Origin of the sequence: Prauserella cavernicola, assembly GCF_016595675.1 — a bacterium.
Taxonomy (GTDB): domain Bacteria; phylum Actinomycetota; class Actinomycetes; order Mycobacteriales; family Pseudonocardiaceae; genus Prauserella_A; species Prauserella_A cavernicola.
In genome coordinates this window covers 1,115,137-1,128,577 of sequence record NZ_JAENJH010000001.1, presented here as the reverse complement: position 1 = coordinate 1,128,577, position 13,441 = coordinate 1,115,137, and the positions used below count along the sequence as shown (strand labels likewise).

13 protein-coding genes are annotated in these 13,441 nt (G+C 71.9%); 10 read left to right on the top strand and 3 right to left on the bottom strand.

The window, feature by feature from the left end; translation table 11 throughout:
• Positions 1 to 76: 76 nt before the first annotated feature.
• Positions 77 to 1,351 (bottom strand): sensor histidine kinase, encoded by a 1,275-nt coding sequence (locus JHE00_RS05250; RefSeq protein ID WP_200315260.1) that lies wholly within the window; start codon positions 1,349 to 1,351, stop codon positions 77 to 79.
• Between the two features lie 329 nt (positions 1,352 to 1,680).
• Between JHE00_RS05250 and JHE00_RS05245 the strand changes: the two genes are divergently transcribed.
• Complete coding sequence (locus JHE00_RS05245; protein ID WP_200315258.1) at positions 1,681 to 2,331, top strand: DUF3159 domain-containing protein; 651 nt, start codon at positions 1,681 to 1,683, stop codon at positions 2,329 to 2,331.
• A gap of 13 nt (positions 2,332 to 2,344) precedes the next feature.
• On the opposite strand, the gene JHE00_RS05240 is transcribed toward JHE00_RS05245, so the two are convergent.
• Positions 2,345 to 3,256, bottom strand: coding sequence for a LysR family transcriptional regulator (locus tag JHE00_RS05240; RefSeq protein WP_200315256.1), 912 nt, complete (start codon positions 3,254 to 3,256; stop codon positions 2,345 to 2,347).
• A 96-nt stretch (positions 3,257 to 3,352) separates the two neighbouring features.
• Here JHE00_RS05240 and JHE00_RS05235 point away from each other — a divergent pair, with 96 nt between their 5' ends.
• Positions 3,353 to 4,645 (top strand): aspartate aminotransferase family protein, encoded by a 1,293-nt coding sequence (locus tag JHE00_RS05235; RefSeq protein WP_200315254.1) that lies wholly within the window; start codon positions 3,353 to 3,355, stop codon positions 4,643 to 4,645.
• A gap of 132 nt (positions 4,646 to 4,777) precedes the next feature.
• Here the strand turns inward: JHE00_RS05235 and JHE00_RS05230 are convergent, their stop codons facing one another.
• Positions 4,778 to 5,401 (bottom strand): CGNR zinc finger domain-containing protein, encoded by a 624-nt coding sequence (locus JHE00_RS05230; RefSeq protein ID WP_307831839.1) that lies wholly within the window; start codon positions 5,399 to 5,401, stop codon positions 4,778 to 4,780.
• Between the two features lie 149 nt (positions 5,402 to 5,550).
• Here JHE00_RS05230 and JHE00_RS05225 point away from each other — a divergent pair, with 149 nt between their 5' ends.
• The 8 genes from JHE00_RS05225 to JHE00_RS05190 form a co-directional block, all read left to right on the top strand.
• A complete protein-coding gene (locus JHE00_RS05225; RefSeq protein WP_230422805.1) occupies positions 5,551 to 6,261 on the top strand; it encodes an alpha/beta hydrolase in 711 nt (236 codons plus the stop codon).
• The gene (locus tag JHE00_RS05220) at positions 6,258 to 7,388 is read left to right on the top strand and encodes an LLM class flavin-dependent oxidoreductase (RefSeq protein WP_307831825.1); all 1,131 of its coding nucleotides are present in this window, start codon (positions 6,258 to 6,260) and stop codon (positions 7,386 to 7,388) included. Before JHE00_RS05225 ends, JHE00_RS05220 begins: the two co-directional genes overlap by 4 nt.
• Positions 7,385 to 8,383 carry an ABC transporter substrate-binding protein gene (locus tag JHE00_RS05215; RefSeq protein WP_200315248.1) on the top strand — a complete coding sequence of 333 codons (999 nt, stop codon included), beginning with the start codon at positions 7,385 to 7,387 and terminating at the stop codon, positions 8,381 to 8,383. The genes JHE00_RS05220 and JHE00_RS05215 overlap by 4 nt, the downstream gene beginning before the upstream one ends.
• Positions 8,380 to 10,164: a rhodanese-like domain-containing protein gene (locus JHE00_RS35785; protein ID WP_200315246.1), complete on the top strand. Its 1,785-nt coding sequence runs from the start codon at positions 8,380 to 8,382 to the stop codon at positions 10,162 to 10,164. The genes JHE00_RS05215 and JHE00_RS35785 overlap by 4 nt, the downstream gene beginning before the upstream one ends.
• On the top strand, positions 10,161 to 11,012 hold the full coding sequence (locus JHE00_RS05205; protein WP_200315244.1) for an ABC transporter permease: 852 nt from the start codon (positions 10,161 to 10,163) through the stop codon (positions 11,010 to 11,012). Before JHE00_RS35785 ends, JHE00_RS05205 begins: the two co-directional genes overlap by 4 nt.
• 2 nt (positions 11,013 to 11,014) lie before the next feature.
• Positions 11,015 to 11,746 (top strand): ABC transporter ATP-binding protein, encoded by a 732-nt coding sequence (locus tag JHE00_RS05200; protein WP_200315242.1) that lies wholly within the window; start codon positions 11,015 to 11,017, stop codon positions 11,744 to 11,746.
• 12 nt (positions 11,747 to 11,758) lie between these two features.
• A complete protein-coding gene (locus JHE00_RS05195) occupies positions 11,759 to 12,736 on the top strand; it encodes an ABC transporter substrate-binding protein (protein WP_200315240.1) in 978 nt (325 codons plus the stop codon).
• A gap of 13 nt (positions 12,737 to 12,749) precedes the next feature.
• The coding region (locus JHE00_RS05190) for an LLM class flavin-dependent oxidoreductase (RefSeq protein WP_200315845.1) at positions 12,750 to 13,441 on the top strand (692 nt) is incomplete at its 3' end.

The following is a 13,441-nucleotide window of genomic DNA, read 5'->3' as shown; positions in this document are numbered from 1 at the left end:
AGCGTCCGGGTGCGGGCCGGGTTCGTGCCCGATCGAGGGCGAACGCGCCCGTCATCGCTGCCCGGACAGGCAGGGTTCAGCCGCCTGCCGGGATGGCGGGCACGGTGGCCGAGACGGCCGTGCCGCCGCCCGGCTCCGACTCGATCTCCAGACGTCCCGTGAGGCGCCGTACTCGCTGGCGCATTCCGGCGATTCCGAATCCGCCGTCCGCGGAACCCCCGGCACGCTTGACGTCCGGGTCGAAGCCGACGCCGTCGTCGCGCACGTCGAGTGTCACCACGTCCTCCATGTACGACAGGGTCAGGCCGACCCGGCCCGCGGCGGCGTGCTTGGCCACGTTGGCCAGCGCCTCCTGCGCGGTGCGCAGCAGGGCCACCTCGATGTCGGCGTGCATGGGCCTGGCGTCGCCGGTGGTGGTCAGCCGCACGGCCACACCGTGCACCTCCTCCCAGCGCCTGGCCACGTCGCCGATCGCGTCGGGCAGGCGGGACTCGGCCAGCACCATCGGCTCCACCGCGTGCACCGTGTGGCGAGCCTCGGTGAGGCTCTCGCGGGCGAGCGCCGTCGCGTTCGTCAGATGCCTGCGCAGGGTCGGGTGCTCGTCGAGGGACTGCTCGGCGGCCTGCAACTGCGTGAGGATTCCCGCCAGGCCCTGGGCGAGGGTGTCGTGGATCTCGCGCGCCATCCGCTGCCGCTCGTCGAGCACGCCGGCCTCCCGTGCCTGGGTGAGCAGCTGGGCGTGCAGGCCCGCGTTCTCCTCCAGCGCTTCCTCGAGCTTGACGTTGGCCCGGTGCAGCTCCGCGAGCGCCCGTTTCTGCCGGACGTCCCGCAGTTCCATCATCTCGGCCAGGTAGAAGAAGCCGCTCGCCAGCACGACGCTCACGGCACTGACGGTGCCCCATTCCCAGAGCACGTCGGCGGTGAGCGGATCCACCCCGCCCAGGTAGGCCGCTGCCGAGATCGTCGCCGTGGCGACGACGCCCGCGTAGCGCCAGCGCCCGCGCAGGTACTCGAAGGCCTGCGGATAGCCCGCGAACGCGAAGAACCCATACCAGGGCGTGAGGTACACCAGGCACCCCATGAAGGCCATCAGCCCGGCGTAGTAGCCGCCCATCAGCAGGCGCCTGCCGCGCCACTGCGGGTGCAGCGTGTGGAACCAGAGCAGCCAGATCGCGGCCCCCGCCGAGAGCGCGATGACCGTTGGCGCGTTCACCGGCACACCCCAGGTGGGCTGTAGCAACGTGACGAGGGTGCTGAAGGTCAGCAGGACGTAGGGAAGCGCGTCGACGGCGGCGGCCTCTTTGCGCTCCCAGTAGTCGAACTCCGCGCGCAGTTCGGCTTCGATGCTCACGACGCACTCCTGGACCAGACCTCGCGCGACCGCCGCGCGTTGCTCGTCAGCATGACGGGCGCGTGCGCGTTCGCGCGAGTTCGTGCATGAGTTCAGCGTGCCGCGAGGGCGCGGGCGCCGGATCGTCCGCGCGGCCAGGTTTCGCCACGGGCGGTGGCGGACCGTCGCATCAACCAATTGGTGGATGCGCTGCTAGGCTCGCTCGCCGCGCGCATCGCCCGTTCGGCCTAGTGACCCGCGTCACGCGGTCCGGGCTTGAGTGTGCCGCAGCGGCACCGTTTCTCCTGGGCCCCCAGGCGGCACACCGAACCAGTGAAGGGGAGCTAGTGATGACCGAGGCCCGGACCGTCCGAGACAGGCAACCGCGGCGAGCGGGCAACTCGGTGATGGACCAGCTGGGCGGGCCGATCGGCCTCGTCTACACGGGACTGCCCGTGGTCGTGTTCGTCATCGTCAACTCCGTCTTCGGGTTGCAGCCGGCGATCGTGATCGCACTGGGCCTCGCGGCGGCGGTGACCGTCTTCCGGCTGGTTCGCAAGGAACCGTTCCCCACAGCGGTGTCGGGTCTGCTGGGAGTGGGCGTCGCGGCCTTCGTGGCGTACCAGACCGGCTCCGCCAAGGGGTTCTTCCTGCTGGGGATCTGGACGAACGCGATCGGGGCCGCGCTGCTGCTGGTGTCGATCCTGGTGCGGTGGCCGCTGGTCGGTGTGCTCGTGAACGCGGTGACCGGCAAGGGCACCGCGTGGCGGTCGGACCGGGGCTCGATGCTGGCCTTCGACCTCGCGACGGCGACGCTGACGGTCCTGTTCGCGGCCAGGTTCGTGGTGCAGCAGTGGCTCTACGACGAGAACAGCACCGGCTGGCTGGCCTTCGCCAGGCTCGCGATGGGCTACCCGCTGCTCGCGCTGGCGTTCCTCGTGGTGCTGTGGGCGGCCCGCCACTCGAGCAAGCGGCTCAAGCACCGCGGCCGGGTCGTGTGAGCCCGTCCGGCACTCAGCCGGGGGCCGACAGCGCCGGGATATCGGGGTGGTCGAGCAGCGCCCCGACGACCGCGTCCACCGCGGCGCGCGGAGCCGTGCCCCTGCGGACGACGATGGTCACGTTGCGCTGCACCGGCGTGGTGAGCTCGCGAGTCACCACCGCGTGGCCGGGCGCGACGGTGAGCGCGGGCAGCAGCGCGACCGACCGGCCGGCCTCGACGTGCTGGAGCAGCAGCAGGTAGTTGCTGAACCGGCACGCGACCCTGGGCTCGAAGCCCGACTCGCGGCACAGCCGCAGCGTCAGCTCGGCCATGTAGGAGCCCGGCCGGTCGCACGCCCAGGTCTCCTCGGCGCACGCGGCCAGGTCCACCACCCGGCGCCGGGCGAGCGGGTGCTCCGCGGGCAGCACCAGTACCACCGGGTCGGTGCCCAGCGGCACGATCTCGAGATCGCGGCCCCACGGGAACTCGACGTAGTCGGTGGTCGTGACGATGACGTCGAGCTCGCCGGTGCGCAGTGCGGGCCCGCTCTCGTGCGGTTCGGACTCGATCAGCTCCACGTGCAGGTGCGGGTGCGAGTCGGCGAGCCGGGCGGCCGCCGGGACGGCGAGCGGGTGGATCGCGCTCTGGAACACCCCGAGCCGGACCGTGCCGATCGGCTCGTCGTTGAGGGCGCGCAGCTCGGCCTCCGCCTCGGCCATCCGATCGAGGATCTCGCGGCCCCTGCGGGCCAGCACCACGCCGGTGCGGGTCAGCCGCACGCGCCGCCCTGACCGTTCCAGCAGCGTGCTGCGCGTCTCGGTCTCGAGCACGGCGAGTTGCTGGGACACCGTCGACGGGCTCAGGTGCAGCGTCTCGGCCACGGCGCGGACGGTGCCGAGGCTGTCGAGCAGACCGAGCAGGCGCAGGCGCCAGGGGTTCAGCATGGCTCCATTGTGCGACGCCGTTGTGCGGTTCCGTCGAACAGCATCGTCGTGATCGTGCGCTGGACGCGACGGAACTCCGTTCGTAGCGTCGAGGTCATGCCGGACGACAACGCCCACGAACGCTTCCTCATCCGCTACGCCGGACGTGGCTCCTTCAGCCCCGGCGTCATCGAGCGCGCCAAGGGCAGCTCGGTGTTCACCGAGGACGGACGCGAGCTGCTCGACTTCACGTCGGGGCAGATGAGCGCGATCCTCGGGCACTCCCACCCGGAGATCGTCGCGACCGTCCGCGAGCAGGTCGGCACGCTCGACCACCTCTACAGCGGAATGCTGAGCCGCCCCGTCCTCGACCTCGCCAGGCGGCTCGCGGAGAGCCTGCCGGAGCCGCTGGACAAGACGATGCTGCTGACCACGGGCGCGGAGGCCAACGAGGCCGCGCTGCGCATGGCGAAGCTGGTCACGGGCAAGCACGAGATCGTCTCGTTCGCCCGGTCCTGGCACGGCATGACACAGGCCGCCGCCAACGCCACCTACGTCGCGGGGCGGGCAGGCTACGGGCCCGCCGCGCCGGGCAACTTCGCGCTGCCGGTGCCCGACCGGTTCCGGCCCGACCTGCTCGACGCCGACGGCAACCTGGACTGGCGTCGTCAGCTCGACCTCGGCTTCGACCTGATCGACGCCCAGTCGGTCGGCAGCCTCGCGGCCTGCCTGGTGGAGCCGATCCTGAGCTCCGGTGGCGTCGTCGACCTGCCGCCGGGCTACCTGGCCGCGCTGCGCGACAAGTGCCACGAGCGCGGCATGCTGCTGATCCTGGACGAGGCCCAGACGGGACTGTGCCGCACCGGCGACTGGTACGCGTTCGAACGCGACGGCGTGGTGCCCGACATCCTCACGCTGTCCAAGACCCTCGGCGCCGGGCTGCCACTGGCTGCCGTGCTGACGAGCGCCGAGATCGAACAGCGCGCCCACGAGCGCGGGTTCCTGTTCTTCACCACGCACGTCAACGATCCGCTGCCCGCCGCCGTCGGCAACACGGTGCTGGACGTGCTGACGCGCGACCGGCTCGACGAACGCGCCCGCGAACTCGGCGAGCGGCTGCGAGGCGGGCTGCTCGAACTCGGCACGCGGCACCCGGTGATCGGCGACGTCCGCGGCAGGGGACTGCTCGTCGGGCTGGAGCTCGTCGGGCCCGACGGCGGGGACACCGACCGGCTCGGCGCCGCCGTCACGCGCCGCTGCGCCGAACTCGGGCTGCACATGAACATCGTGCAGCTGCCCGGCATGGGCGGGACCTTCCGCATCGCGCCCGCGCTGACCGCCACCGACGCCGAGATCGACCGCGGCGTGGCGATCCTCGACTCCGCGCTCACCGACGTGACGGGTCGCTAAGGCGCGTCAGGCAGCGCCGCTACCGGGTGCGCCCGCTCTGATTGCGGTGAAGGGCACCTTTACTGCATCTAGTGCAGTAAAGGTGCCCTTCACCGCATTCGGCAGGAACGCGCGAGCGCTGGTGGGGTTCGCTTAGCGGGCGCCGGGGTGGCGCTGCCGGTAGCTGGCCGAGCTCGCCTTCTCTCCGCACGCGGCCATCGCGCACCAGCGGCGAGATCCGGGCCGCGACCTGTCGACGAAGAACAGCGAGCAGTCGTGGCCGATACAGGCGCGGATGCGGTGGGCGAGCGGTCCGGTGAACAGCTCGACGGCGTCGCGGGCGACCAGTGCCAGCGACGCCGTCACCGGCGCGCTCGGCGCGGGCACGGCGGTGCTCCCGTCGGCGCCGATCGTGATGGCCGGGGTGCCCGCACTCGCGGCGTCGTTGACGACACGAATGGCCGCCCGGTTCGGTCTTGCTCCGTCCACTCTGGACCATGTGAGCCGGTGGATCGCCTCGCGAAGCGCGCGAGCGGAGTCCAGTTCGGACGGTGTCGCGGGTTCTTCGGCCGGCGGGAGTCCCGCGACGTGCAGCCACGTCTCCAGGTCGTCCGGCGTCGCCAGCATCTCGCGATCGCCCATGCCGCGTTTGGCCACGGTGGCCACGAAGTCGAGACTCAAACTCCCTGAGCGGAAAGGGAACCCGAGCCTGCGCAGGTCCTTGGTCGTCTCGACCGGCCCGCGTCGTCGTCGGCCCTGAACCGCCCGTGCACGCACACTCGTCACCGGGGCCGCCTGCCTTTCGTCGTGCCTGTCAACCGAATTGCCTTACCCGATTTCACCACGAAAATATATGGGAGCGCACAACTTCCCACATTGCGTGAGGGGTTTGACGGCTCACGTCGGCGTCGTGTGTCGTGATGGGCATGACTGATCACGCGACGGGCCTGCACTGGTCCGAGCCCGACGGCATCAACCCGAGGGCCACACTGGTCGTGCTGCCGGGCCGGGGCGAGCGGCCCGCCGTGTACGAGCGTTTCGGCAGGCGGTTGTCGGCCGACGGCTACCGCGTGCACGCGCTGGGCGACGCGAGCGTCGATCCCGAGGCCGTCACCGCGGCGGTCAAGACGTTGCTGGCCGACGACACGCTGCCTGCCCCGCACGTGCTGATCGGCTCCGACACCGGCGCGCTGCTGGCGTCGCGGTTGCAGGCCACAGGCACGGTCCGGGTCGCGGGACTCGTGCTGGCCGGCCTGCCCAGCGGCGCCGGGCAGGCTCCGCGCGACTGGGACGAGGAGCTGGCCTCGCGCACCGCGTGCCCGGCCCACCGGAAGTGGATCAGCGACGAACAGCGGCTCACCCCGGGTGCGCTCGCCGCGATTCCCGAGACGCTGCGCCTCGACGCCGAGCTCCCGGCGGTGGACGTGCCTGTCCTCGGCGTGCACGGCGCCGAGGATCCGCTGAGTCCTCTCGCCGGGGCCAGAGCCCGCTACGCCCGGTTGCCGAGGGCGAGCCTGGTCGCCGTCGCAGGCGGTCGCCACGACGCGCTCAACGACGCCACCCATCGCATCGCGGCCGCCCGCATCGTGCTCTTCGTCGAGGAACTGCTCGGCAACACCAGCGAGGTGCTGCCGTGAGCATCGAGTTCCTCGGATTCCTGGCACCCCACGACGGGCAGGAGATCCAGCAGCGCAGCACCGGCCCCGTCGATCTCGACTACCTCCGGCGGCTGGCCGCCGCACAGGACGAGGCCGGGTTCGACCGGGTGCTCATCGGCAACGGTTCCGCGATGGCCGACGGTGCGCAGCTCGCCGCGTTCGCCGCGGCGTACACGAGCAGGCTCGGTTTCCTCATCGCCCACCGACCGGGCTTCGTCGCACCGACCGTGTTCGCCCGCACGATCGCGACCCTCGACGCGCTCAGCGGCGGGCGGACGGCGGTGCACATCATCACCGGCGGCAGCGACGCCGACCAGCGCCGGGACGGTGACCGGCTGCCGAAGGAACAGCGCTACGCCCGCACCGGCGAGTTCGTCGAGATCGTCAAGCGCGTGTGGACCACGAAGGGACCGCTCGACCATCACGGCGAGCACTACCAGGTCGAGGGCATCGACGTGGACGTGTTCCCGGTGCAGCGGCCCCGGCCGAGGATCTACTTCGCCGGCTCGTCGGCCGCCGGGATCGCGACGGGCGCACGGGTCGCCGACGCCATCGCCTTCTACGGCGAGCCGCTGCGGCAGACCCGCGAGCAGATCGGCCGCATCCGCGCCGTGGCCGCCGAGGTGGGCCGCACGGAACCCTTGGCGTTCAACGTCTCCGTCCGCCCGATCATCGCCCCGACCGACGCGGCGGCGCTGGAGAAGGCGGAGCGGATCACGTCGACCATCGAACGCAACGTGCGTGGCGGCTCGTGGGACCGGGTGCGGTTGCGCGGGATCGGCGACAAGACCGCGAACAACGAGGGCAGTGACCGGTTGCGGGAGGTCAACGCGAGCGGGGCGCTGCTCGACCGCGCGTACTGGACCGGAACCTCGAAGGCCACCAACGCGTCCGGGATCTCCTCGGCGCTGGTCGGGTCCCCGGAGACGGTCGCGAGCGCGGTCGCCGACTACGTCGAGCTCGGTGTCACCTCGTTCCTGTTCAAGGGCTGGGACCTGCTCGGCGACGCGCGGGACTACGGCCGTCACCTGCTGCCCGTGATCAGGGACGTGCTGCGCGACCGCGGCCTCGACCACCCGACTCTTCCGAAGGCATCCGCATCATGACCCGAATCCTGCGCACCGTACTGGCCGTCGTCACCCTCGCGGCGCTGACCGCCTGCGGTACCGGTTCCGACAGCGGCTCCGGTGACGGCGTCACCCTGACGGTCGGCCAGTCCAACAAGCTCTCCAGCCGCACCCTGCTCGAGGCGGCCGGACTGGACGACACTCCCTACGACATCGAGTGGGCGGACTTCAACGCCACCCCCGATCTGCTCGAGGCGATCAGCGCCGGGTCGGTGGACGTCGGCGGCAACGGCGGGAGCACCGGCGCGATCCAGGCGCTCTACGGCGGCAAGAACGTCAAGGTCGGCTCCGCGGCCACCGCACACGGTTCCGGCGCCGAGTCCTCGGCGATCGTCGTGCCGGAGGACTCGCCGGTCCGCGACCTCTCCGGGCTCAAGGGCAAGAAGATCGCGCTGACCTTCGGCGCGGGTGTGCACTACTACACCTTGCTGGCGCTGGAGCAGTTCGGCCTGAGCGCCGACGACGTGGAGCTGGTGAACCTCAAGACCAGCGACGGGCTCGCCGCGTTCAACTCCGGCCAGGTCGACGCGTGGGCCGTCTGGGACCCGATCCTCGCCACCGCACAGACCCAGTCCGGTGCGCGGCCGATCCTGAACTCGGGTGACATCACCGAACTGGGCGAGACCTACACGTTCCAGTTCGTCGGCACGGAGGCCTCCGAGGATCCCGCGAAACGCGAGGCGATCGCCGACTTCCTCGGCCGCGTGGCGAAGGCCCAGGAGTGGGTCAACGACCACCCCGAAGCCTGGGCGAAAGCGGGGCAGGAGGTCAGCGGGCTCAGCCCGGAGGCCGCGGAACTCGCGGCGCGGCGACAGACCAAGTCGTACGTGCCCATCGGGCCGGAGGTCTACGACACCCTGCAACGCGAGGCCGACGCCTGGGTGGAGCTCGGGACCTACGACGCGCCGGTCGAGGTGTCCACCGGGTTCACGACGCGGTTCAACGACGCGGTGTCCCAGGCGGTGGCGCCATGACCCGGTACGTGATCATCGGCGCGGGCGCGGTCGGCGCCACGGTCGCCGCGCAGCTGAGCCTCTCGGGCGCCGAGGTGGTGCTGGTCGCCAGGGGCGACCACGGTGCGGCGCTGCGTGCCGACGGGCTGCGCTACGTGCGGCCGGACGGCACGCACGTGGTGCGCCTGCCGGTCGTCTCCGGTCCCGACGAGCTGGAGCTGACCGCCGACGACGTGCTCGTGCTGGCCACCAAGTCCCAGCACACCGAACAGGCGTTGCAGGACTGGTCGTGGCGGCCCGTCGCCGGCGGCGGGTACGCCTCGGACCTCCCGGTGCTCGTGCTGCAGAACGGGCTGGACAACGAGCGCGCGGCGCTGCGCCGCTTTCGCACGGTGTTCGGCGCGGTGGTGTGGATGCCGTCCGAGTTCCTGCGCCCCGGTGAGGTGGTGGCCCGCGGTGGCCGCGCACCGGGACTGCTCTGGCTCGGCCGCTACCCCGGCGGCAAGGACCCTCGGCTGAGCTGGATCGCCGACGACCTGCGCGAGGCCGGTTTCGGGGTGCAGGTGGTGACCGACCTGCCGCGCTGGAAGCTGGCGAAGCTGCTGGGCAACCTGCGTAACGCCCCCGACGCCCTGTACGGCAGGGGAGAGCACAGCGCCCGGGTCGGCGAGGAGCTGGAGACCGAGGCCCGCGCCGTGTTCGACGCCGCGGGCCTCGCCGTCGCCGACCTCGCTGCCGAGTCCGACGTGGACCTCTCCCTGACCGCGCCTGCGGAGATCCCGGGGCTGGCCGCGGGTGGGAACTCGACCTGGCAGAGCCTCGCGCGGGCCGCCGGATCCGTCGAGGTGGACTATCTCAACGGTGAGATCGTGCTGCTCGGCCGCCTGCACGGCGTCGCCACGCCGCGCAACGAGGCCGTGCGGCGTGAGCTCGTCGCCGCCGCCGCGCGCGACCGGGCGGCGGAGGTACTGGTGTCGGCCGCGTCGCTCGCGGTCGAGCTGGACTCACCGGAGCCGCCCGTGCTGCTCGACGTGCGCTGGGCGCTGGGCGATCCCGACGGCCACCGGCACTTCGCGGAGGGACACCTGCCGGGCGCGGTGTACGTGGATCTCGACACCGAGCTCGCGGCGACACCGTCCACAACGGAGGGCAGGCATCCGTTGCCCGACCTCGCGGACCTGCAGGACGCGGCTCGCCGCTGGGGTGTGCGGGACGGCGCCTCCGTGGTGGTCTACGACGACAACGGCGGCCTGTCGGCCGCGCGCGCGTGGTGGTTGCTGCGCTGGGGCGGGGTCTCACGGGTCCGGTTGCTCGACGGCGGACTGCGGGCGTGGCAGGGGGAGCTGCACTCCGGCGAAGGTGATGCTCCCGAACGTGGTGACGTCGTGCTCGAGCCGGGGCACCTGCCGGTGCTCACCGCCGACGACGCGGCCGCGCTGCCCGGCCCGGGTGCGCTGCTCGACGCCAGGGCCGGCGCCCGCTACCGCGGCGAGGAGGAGCCCGTCGATCCGAGGGCGGGGCACATCCCGGGGGCGCTCAGCGCGCCGACCGGCGACAACCTGACCGCCGACGGCCGGTTCCGCCCGGCCACCGAGCTCGCCGCCCGGTTCCGCGAGCTCGGCGCGCGTGCCGGCGTCGGCGTCTACTGCGGCTCCGGAGTCACGGCCGCGCACCAGGTGGCGGCGCTCGCCATCGCCGGCATCGACGCGGCGCTCTACCCGGGCTCTTGGTCCCAGTGGTCGGCCGATCCCGGCCGGCCGGCCGTCACCGGCCCGCATCCCACGGAGAGGAGTACGCCATGACCCGCGCCGACCCCCTCGCGCCCCCTGGCCCGCCCTCGGCGGTGCGGCGCGTGACCGTCGAACCTGAGCGCAGACGGTCCGGGCTGACGCTGCCCCGTGCCGTGCGCCGCACCATCGGGCCGGTCGCGTTTCTGCTGGCCTGGTACGTCGCGAGCGCGACCGGCGCGCTGCCGCCCGACGTGCTGGCCTCGCCGGTCGACGTCGTCAGCCAGGCCGTGCAGCTGACCGCGGACGGGGAGCTCACCAGCGCGATCCTCACCTCCGGCCAGCGAGCGCTCACCGGGTTCCTGCTCGGCGGCTCGATCGCGGTCGCGCTGGCACTCGTCGCCGGACTGTTCCGGCTCGGGGAGGATCTGATCGACGCGACCGTCGGCATGATCCGCACCATCCCGTGGGTCGGGCTGATCCCGCTGTTCATCATCTGGTTCGGCATCGATGAGACGCCGAAGATCGCGCTCGTCGCACTGGCCGTGTCGTTTCCCCTGTACTTCAACCTCTACGGCGGGATCCGTGCCGTCGACGCGCAGCTCATCGAGGCGGGCCGGGTGCTCGGCCTCGGCCGGGTGGGCCTGATCCGCCACGTGATCCTGCCCGGCGCCGTGCCCGGTGCGCTCGTCGGTCTGCGGTACGCGCTCGGCAGCGCGTGGCTCGCGCTCGTCTTCGGCGAGACGGTCAACGCCACCGAGGGCATCGGGTACCTGATGAACACCGCGCGCGAGTTCTTCCAGACCGACGTGATCGTGGTCTGTCTGGTCGTCTACGCGATCCTCGGCCTCATCTCCGACTTCATCGTCCGGCTCCTCGGCAGGTACCTGCTGTCGTGGCGCTCCTCCTTCGACGGGACGTGACCATGACCGAGCCATCCGTGCGCGTCAGGGGGCTGAACCGGGAGTTCGGCGACCGGCGCGTGCTCACCGATCTCGACATCGACATCCAGCCGGGCGAGTTCGTCGCGCTGCTCGGCCACAGCGGGTGCGGCAAGAGCACCCTCCTGCGCATCCTCGCCGGTATCGACGCCGAGATCGAAGGCGTCGTCGAGGTGCCGCAGCGGCGCGCGGTGGCGTTCCAGTCGCCGCGGCTCATGCCGTGGAAACGCGTGTGGCGCAACGTCGTGCTGGGCCTGCCGGGCCGCCCGGACCGGGACCTCGCCATCCGCTACCTCGACGAAGTGGGTCTCGGTGGGCACGGCGGCGTGTGGCCGAAGACGCTCTCCGGTGGCGAGGCGCAGCGCGTGTCGCTGGCCAGGGCACTCGTCCGCGAACCAGAGCTGCTGCTGCTCGACGAGCCGTTCGGCGCGCTCGACGCGCTCACCAGGGCCAAGGCCCAGCGGCTCGTCATTGACCTCTGGCGCCAGCACGGCTGCGCGGTCCTGTTCGTCACCCACGACGTCGAGGAGTCGCTGTTGCTCGCCGACCGCGTGCTCGTGATGGACGAGGGGCGCATCGCCCACGAGGTGACCGTCGACCTGCCCAGGCCCCGCGACGTCGGCGACCCGACCTTCGTCGCGCTGCGCGGGCGCCTGCTCGGCTGGCTCGGCGTCCGCGACGCCTCGGCCCGGCCCGACACCACCCCCGCGTCCTGAAAGGAGAGACCCGTGCGCCGCTTCCGCCGTACCGCCGCCCTGGCGCTGGCCGGCCTGCTCACCGCCCTGACCGCCGGGTGTGGTGGCTCCGCCTCCGGTGGTACCACCACGCTCGTGCTCGGCGACCAGGTCAAGGGACTGCAGACCCTGCTCGACGCCTCAGGGGTGCTCGAGGACACTCCGTACGAGGTCGACTGGGCACAGTTCCAGGGCGCCGCGCCGCTGTTCGAGGCCGTGAAGGCCGGGTCGGTGGACACGGCGATCGCCGCCGACCTGCCGACCCTGCAGGCCATCTCCGGTGGGGTGCCGGTCACGGGCGTCGCCGCGCTGCGCAGCACCGGCGAGTCCGTGGCGGTCGTGACGCAGCCCGGTTCACCGGTACGTGACGTCGCCGACCTCGAGGGCAAGGACGTGGTGGTCTCCTCGGCGAAGGGCAGCATCGCGGAATACCTGCTCGTGCGGGCACTCGCCGATGTGGGACTGTCCTATTCGGATGTCAACGTGCGGTACCTGCTGCCCACCGACGCGCAGGCCGCGTTCAGCTCGGGCCAGATCGACGTGTGGGCCACGTTCGGTGTCTACGGAGTCAAGGCGCTCGACGGTGGGGCGCGCTCCCTCGTGACCGGCGAGGACGGCCGGACCAGCGGCATCGGCCTGCTGTCCGCGGCCACCGCGTCGCTGGACGATCCCGCCAAGCGGGAGGCGATCGCCGACCTGCTCACCAGGATCGAGCGGGCCTATGCCTGGAGCCGGGAGCACCGGGGCGACTACGTCACCGCCTTCGCCGAGACCAACCGCGTGGACGAGGCCACCGCCGCCACGCTCGTCGACCAGGGCAACGACCGGCTGGAGCCGATCGGGCCCGAGGTCGTCGACGCCGTGCAGGAGGTGTCCGACACGATGACCGACGTCGGCTCCCTGCCCAGCGGGGTCGACGTCGCGAGCAGTGTCGAGACCTCGCTGTACCCCGGCCCGGCCGGGCAGAGCTGAGGGAGGGTCTTCGATGCCGGCCGAGTTCATCAGTGCCATCAACCCCAACGCCGACTCCGACACCAACCCCGGCTCCAGCGGCTTCGACCGCGACTACGCGCGCAGGTACGCGCGGGCGCTCGACGACGGCGGGTTCGACTACACGCTGGTCGCCTACCACTCGTCGAGGGCCGACGCGAACCAGTTCGCGCAGTTCGTCGTCAACGAGACCGAGCACCTCAAGGCGATGCTCGCGCACCGGCCCGGCGTCATCTTCCCGACGCACGCCGCGCGGATGTTCGCCACACTCGACCAGATCGCGGCCGGGCGGCTCGCCGTGCACATCATCTCCGGCGGCAACGACGCCGAGCAACGCCGCGAGGGCGACTACCTGTCCAAGGAGCAACGCTACGAGCGCTCCGACGAGTACATCCGCATCCTGCGGCGGGCGTGGACCGAGACCGGGGAGTTCTCCTTCCACGGCAGGCACTACCGGTTCGAGAACTTCCGCTCGGACGTGCGGCCGCACCAGGAGCTGATCCCGATCTCGGTGGGCGGGTCGTCGGAGGCGGCCTACCGGGTCGGCGGGCGGCTCGGCGACATCTTCGGGCTGTGGGGCGAGCCGTTGCGGGAGACGGCGGAGCAGATCGCGGCGGTGCACGCGCACGCCGACGCGGTGGGCAGGCCGAGGCCGAGGATCTGGGTGTCGTTCCGGCCGATCATCGC

What these genes read in the sequence shown, in the direction of transcription:
- JHE00_RS05225 (WP_230422805.1), top strand. Translation starts at nt 5,551, where the DNA reads ATGACTGATCACGCGACGGGCCTGCACTGGTCCGAGCCCGACGGCATC.
- JHE00_RS05235 (WP_200315254.1), top strand. Translation starts at nt 3,353, where the DNA reads ATGCCGGACGACAACGCCCACGAACGCTTCCTCATCCGCTACGCCGGA.
- JHE00_RS05205 (WP_200315244.1), top strand. Translation starts at nt 10,161, where the DNA reads ATGACCCGCGCCGACCCCCTCGCGCCCCCTGGCCCGCCCTCGGCGGTG.
- JHE00_RS05215 (WP_200315248.1), top strand. Translation starts at nt 7,385, where the DNA reads ATGACCCGAATCCTGCGCACCGTACTGGCCGTCGTCACCCTCGCGGCG.
- JHE00_RS05245 (WP_200315258.1), top strand. Translation starts at nt 1,681, where the DNA reads ATGACCGAGGCCCGGACCGTCCGAGACAGGCAACCGCGGCGAGCGGGC.
- JHE00_RS05200 (WP_200315242.1), top strand. Translation starts at nt 11,015, where the DNA reads ATGACCGAGCCATCCGTGCGCGTCAGGGGGCTGAACCGGGAGTTCGGC.
- JHE00_RS05240 (WP_200315256.1), bottom strand. Translation starts at nt 3,256, where the DNA reads ATGCTGAACCCCTGGCGCCTGCGCCTGCTCGGTCTGCTCGACAGCCTC.
- JHE00_RS35785 (WP_200315246.1), top strand. Translation starts at nt 8,380, where the DNA reads ATGACCCGGTACGTGATCATCGGCGCGGGCGCGGTCGGCGCCACGGTC.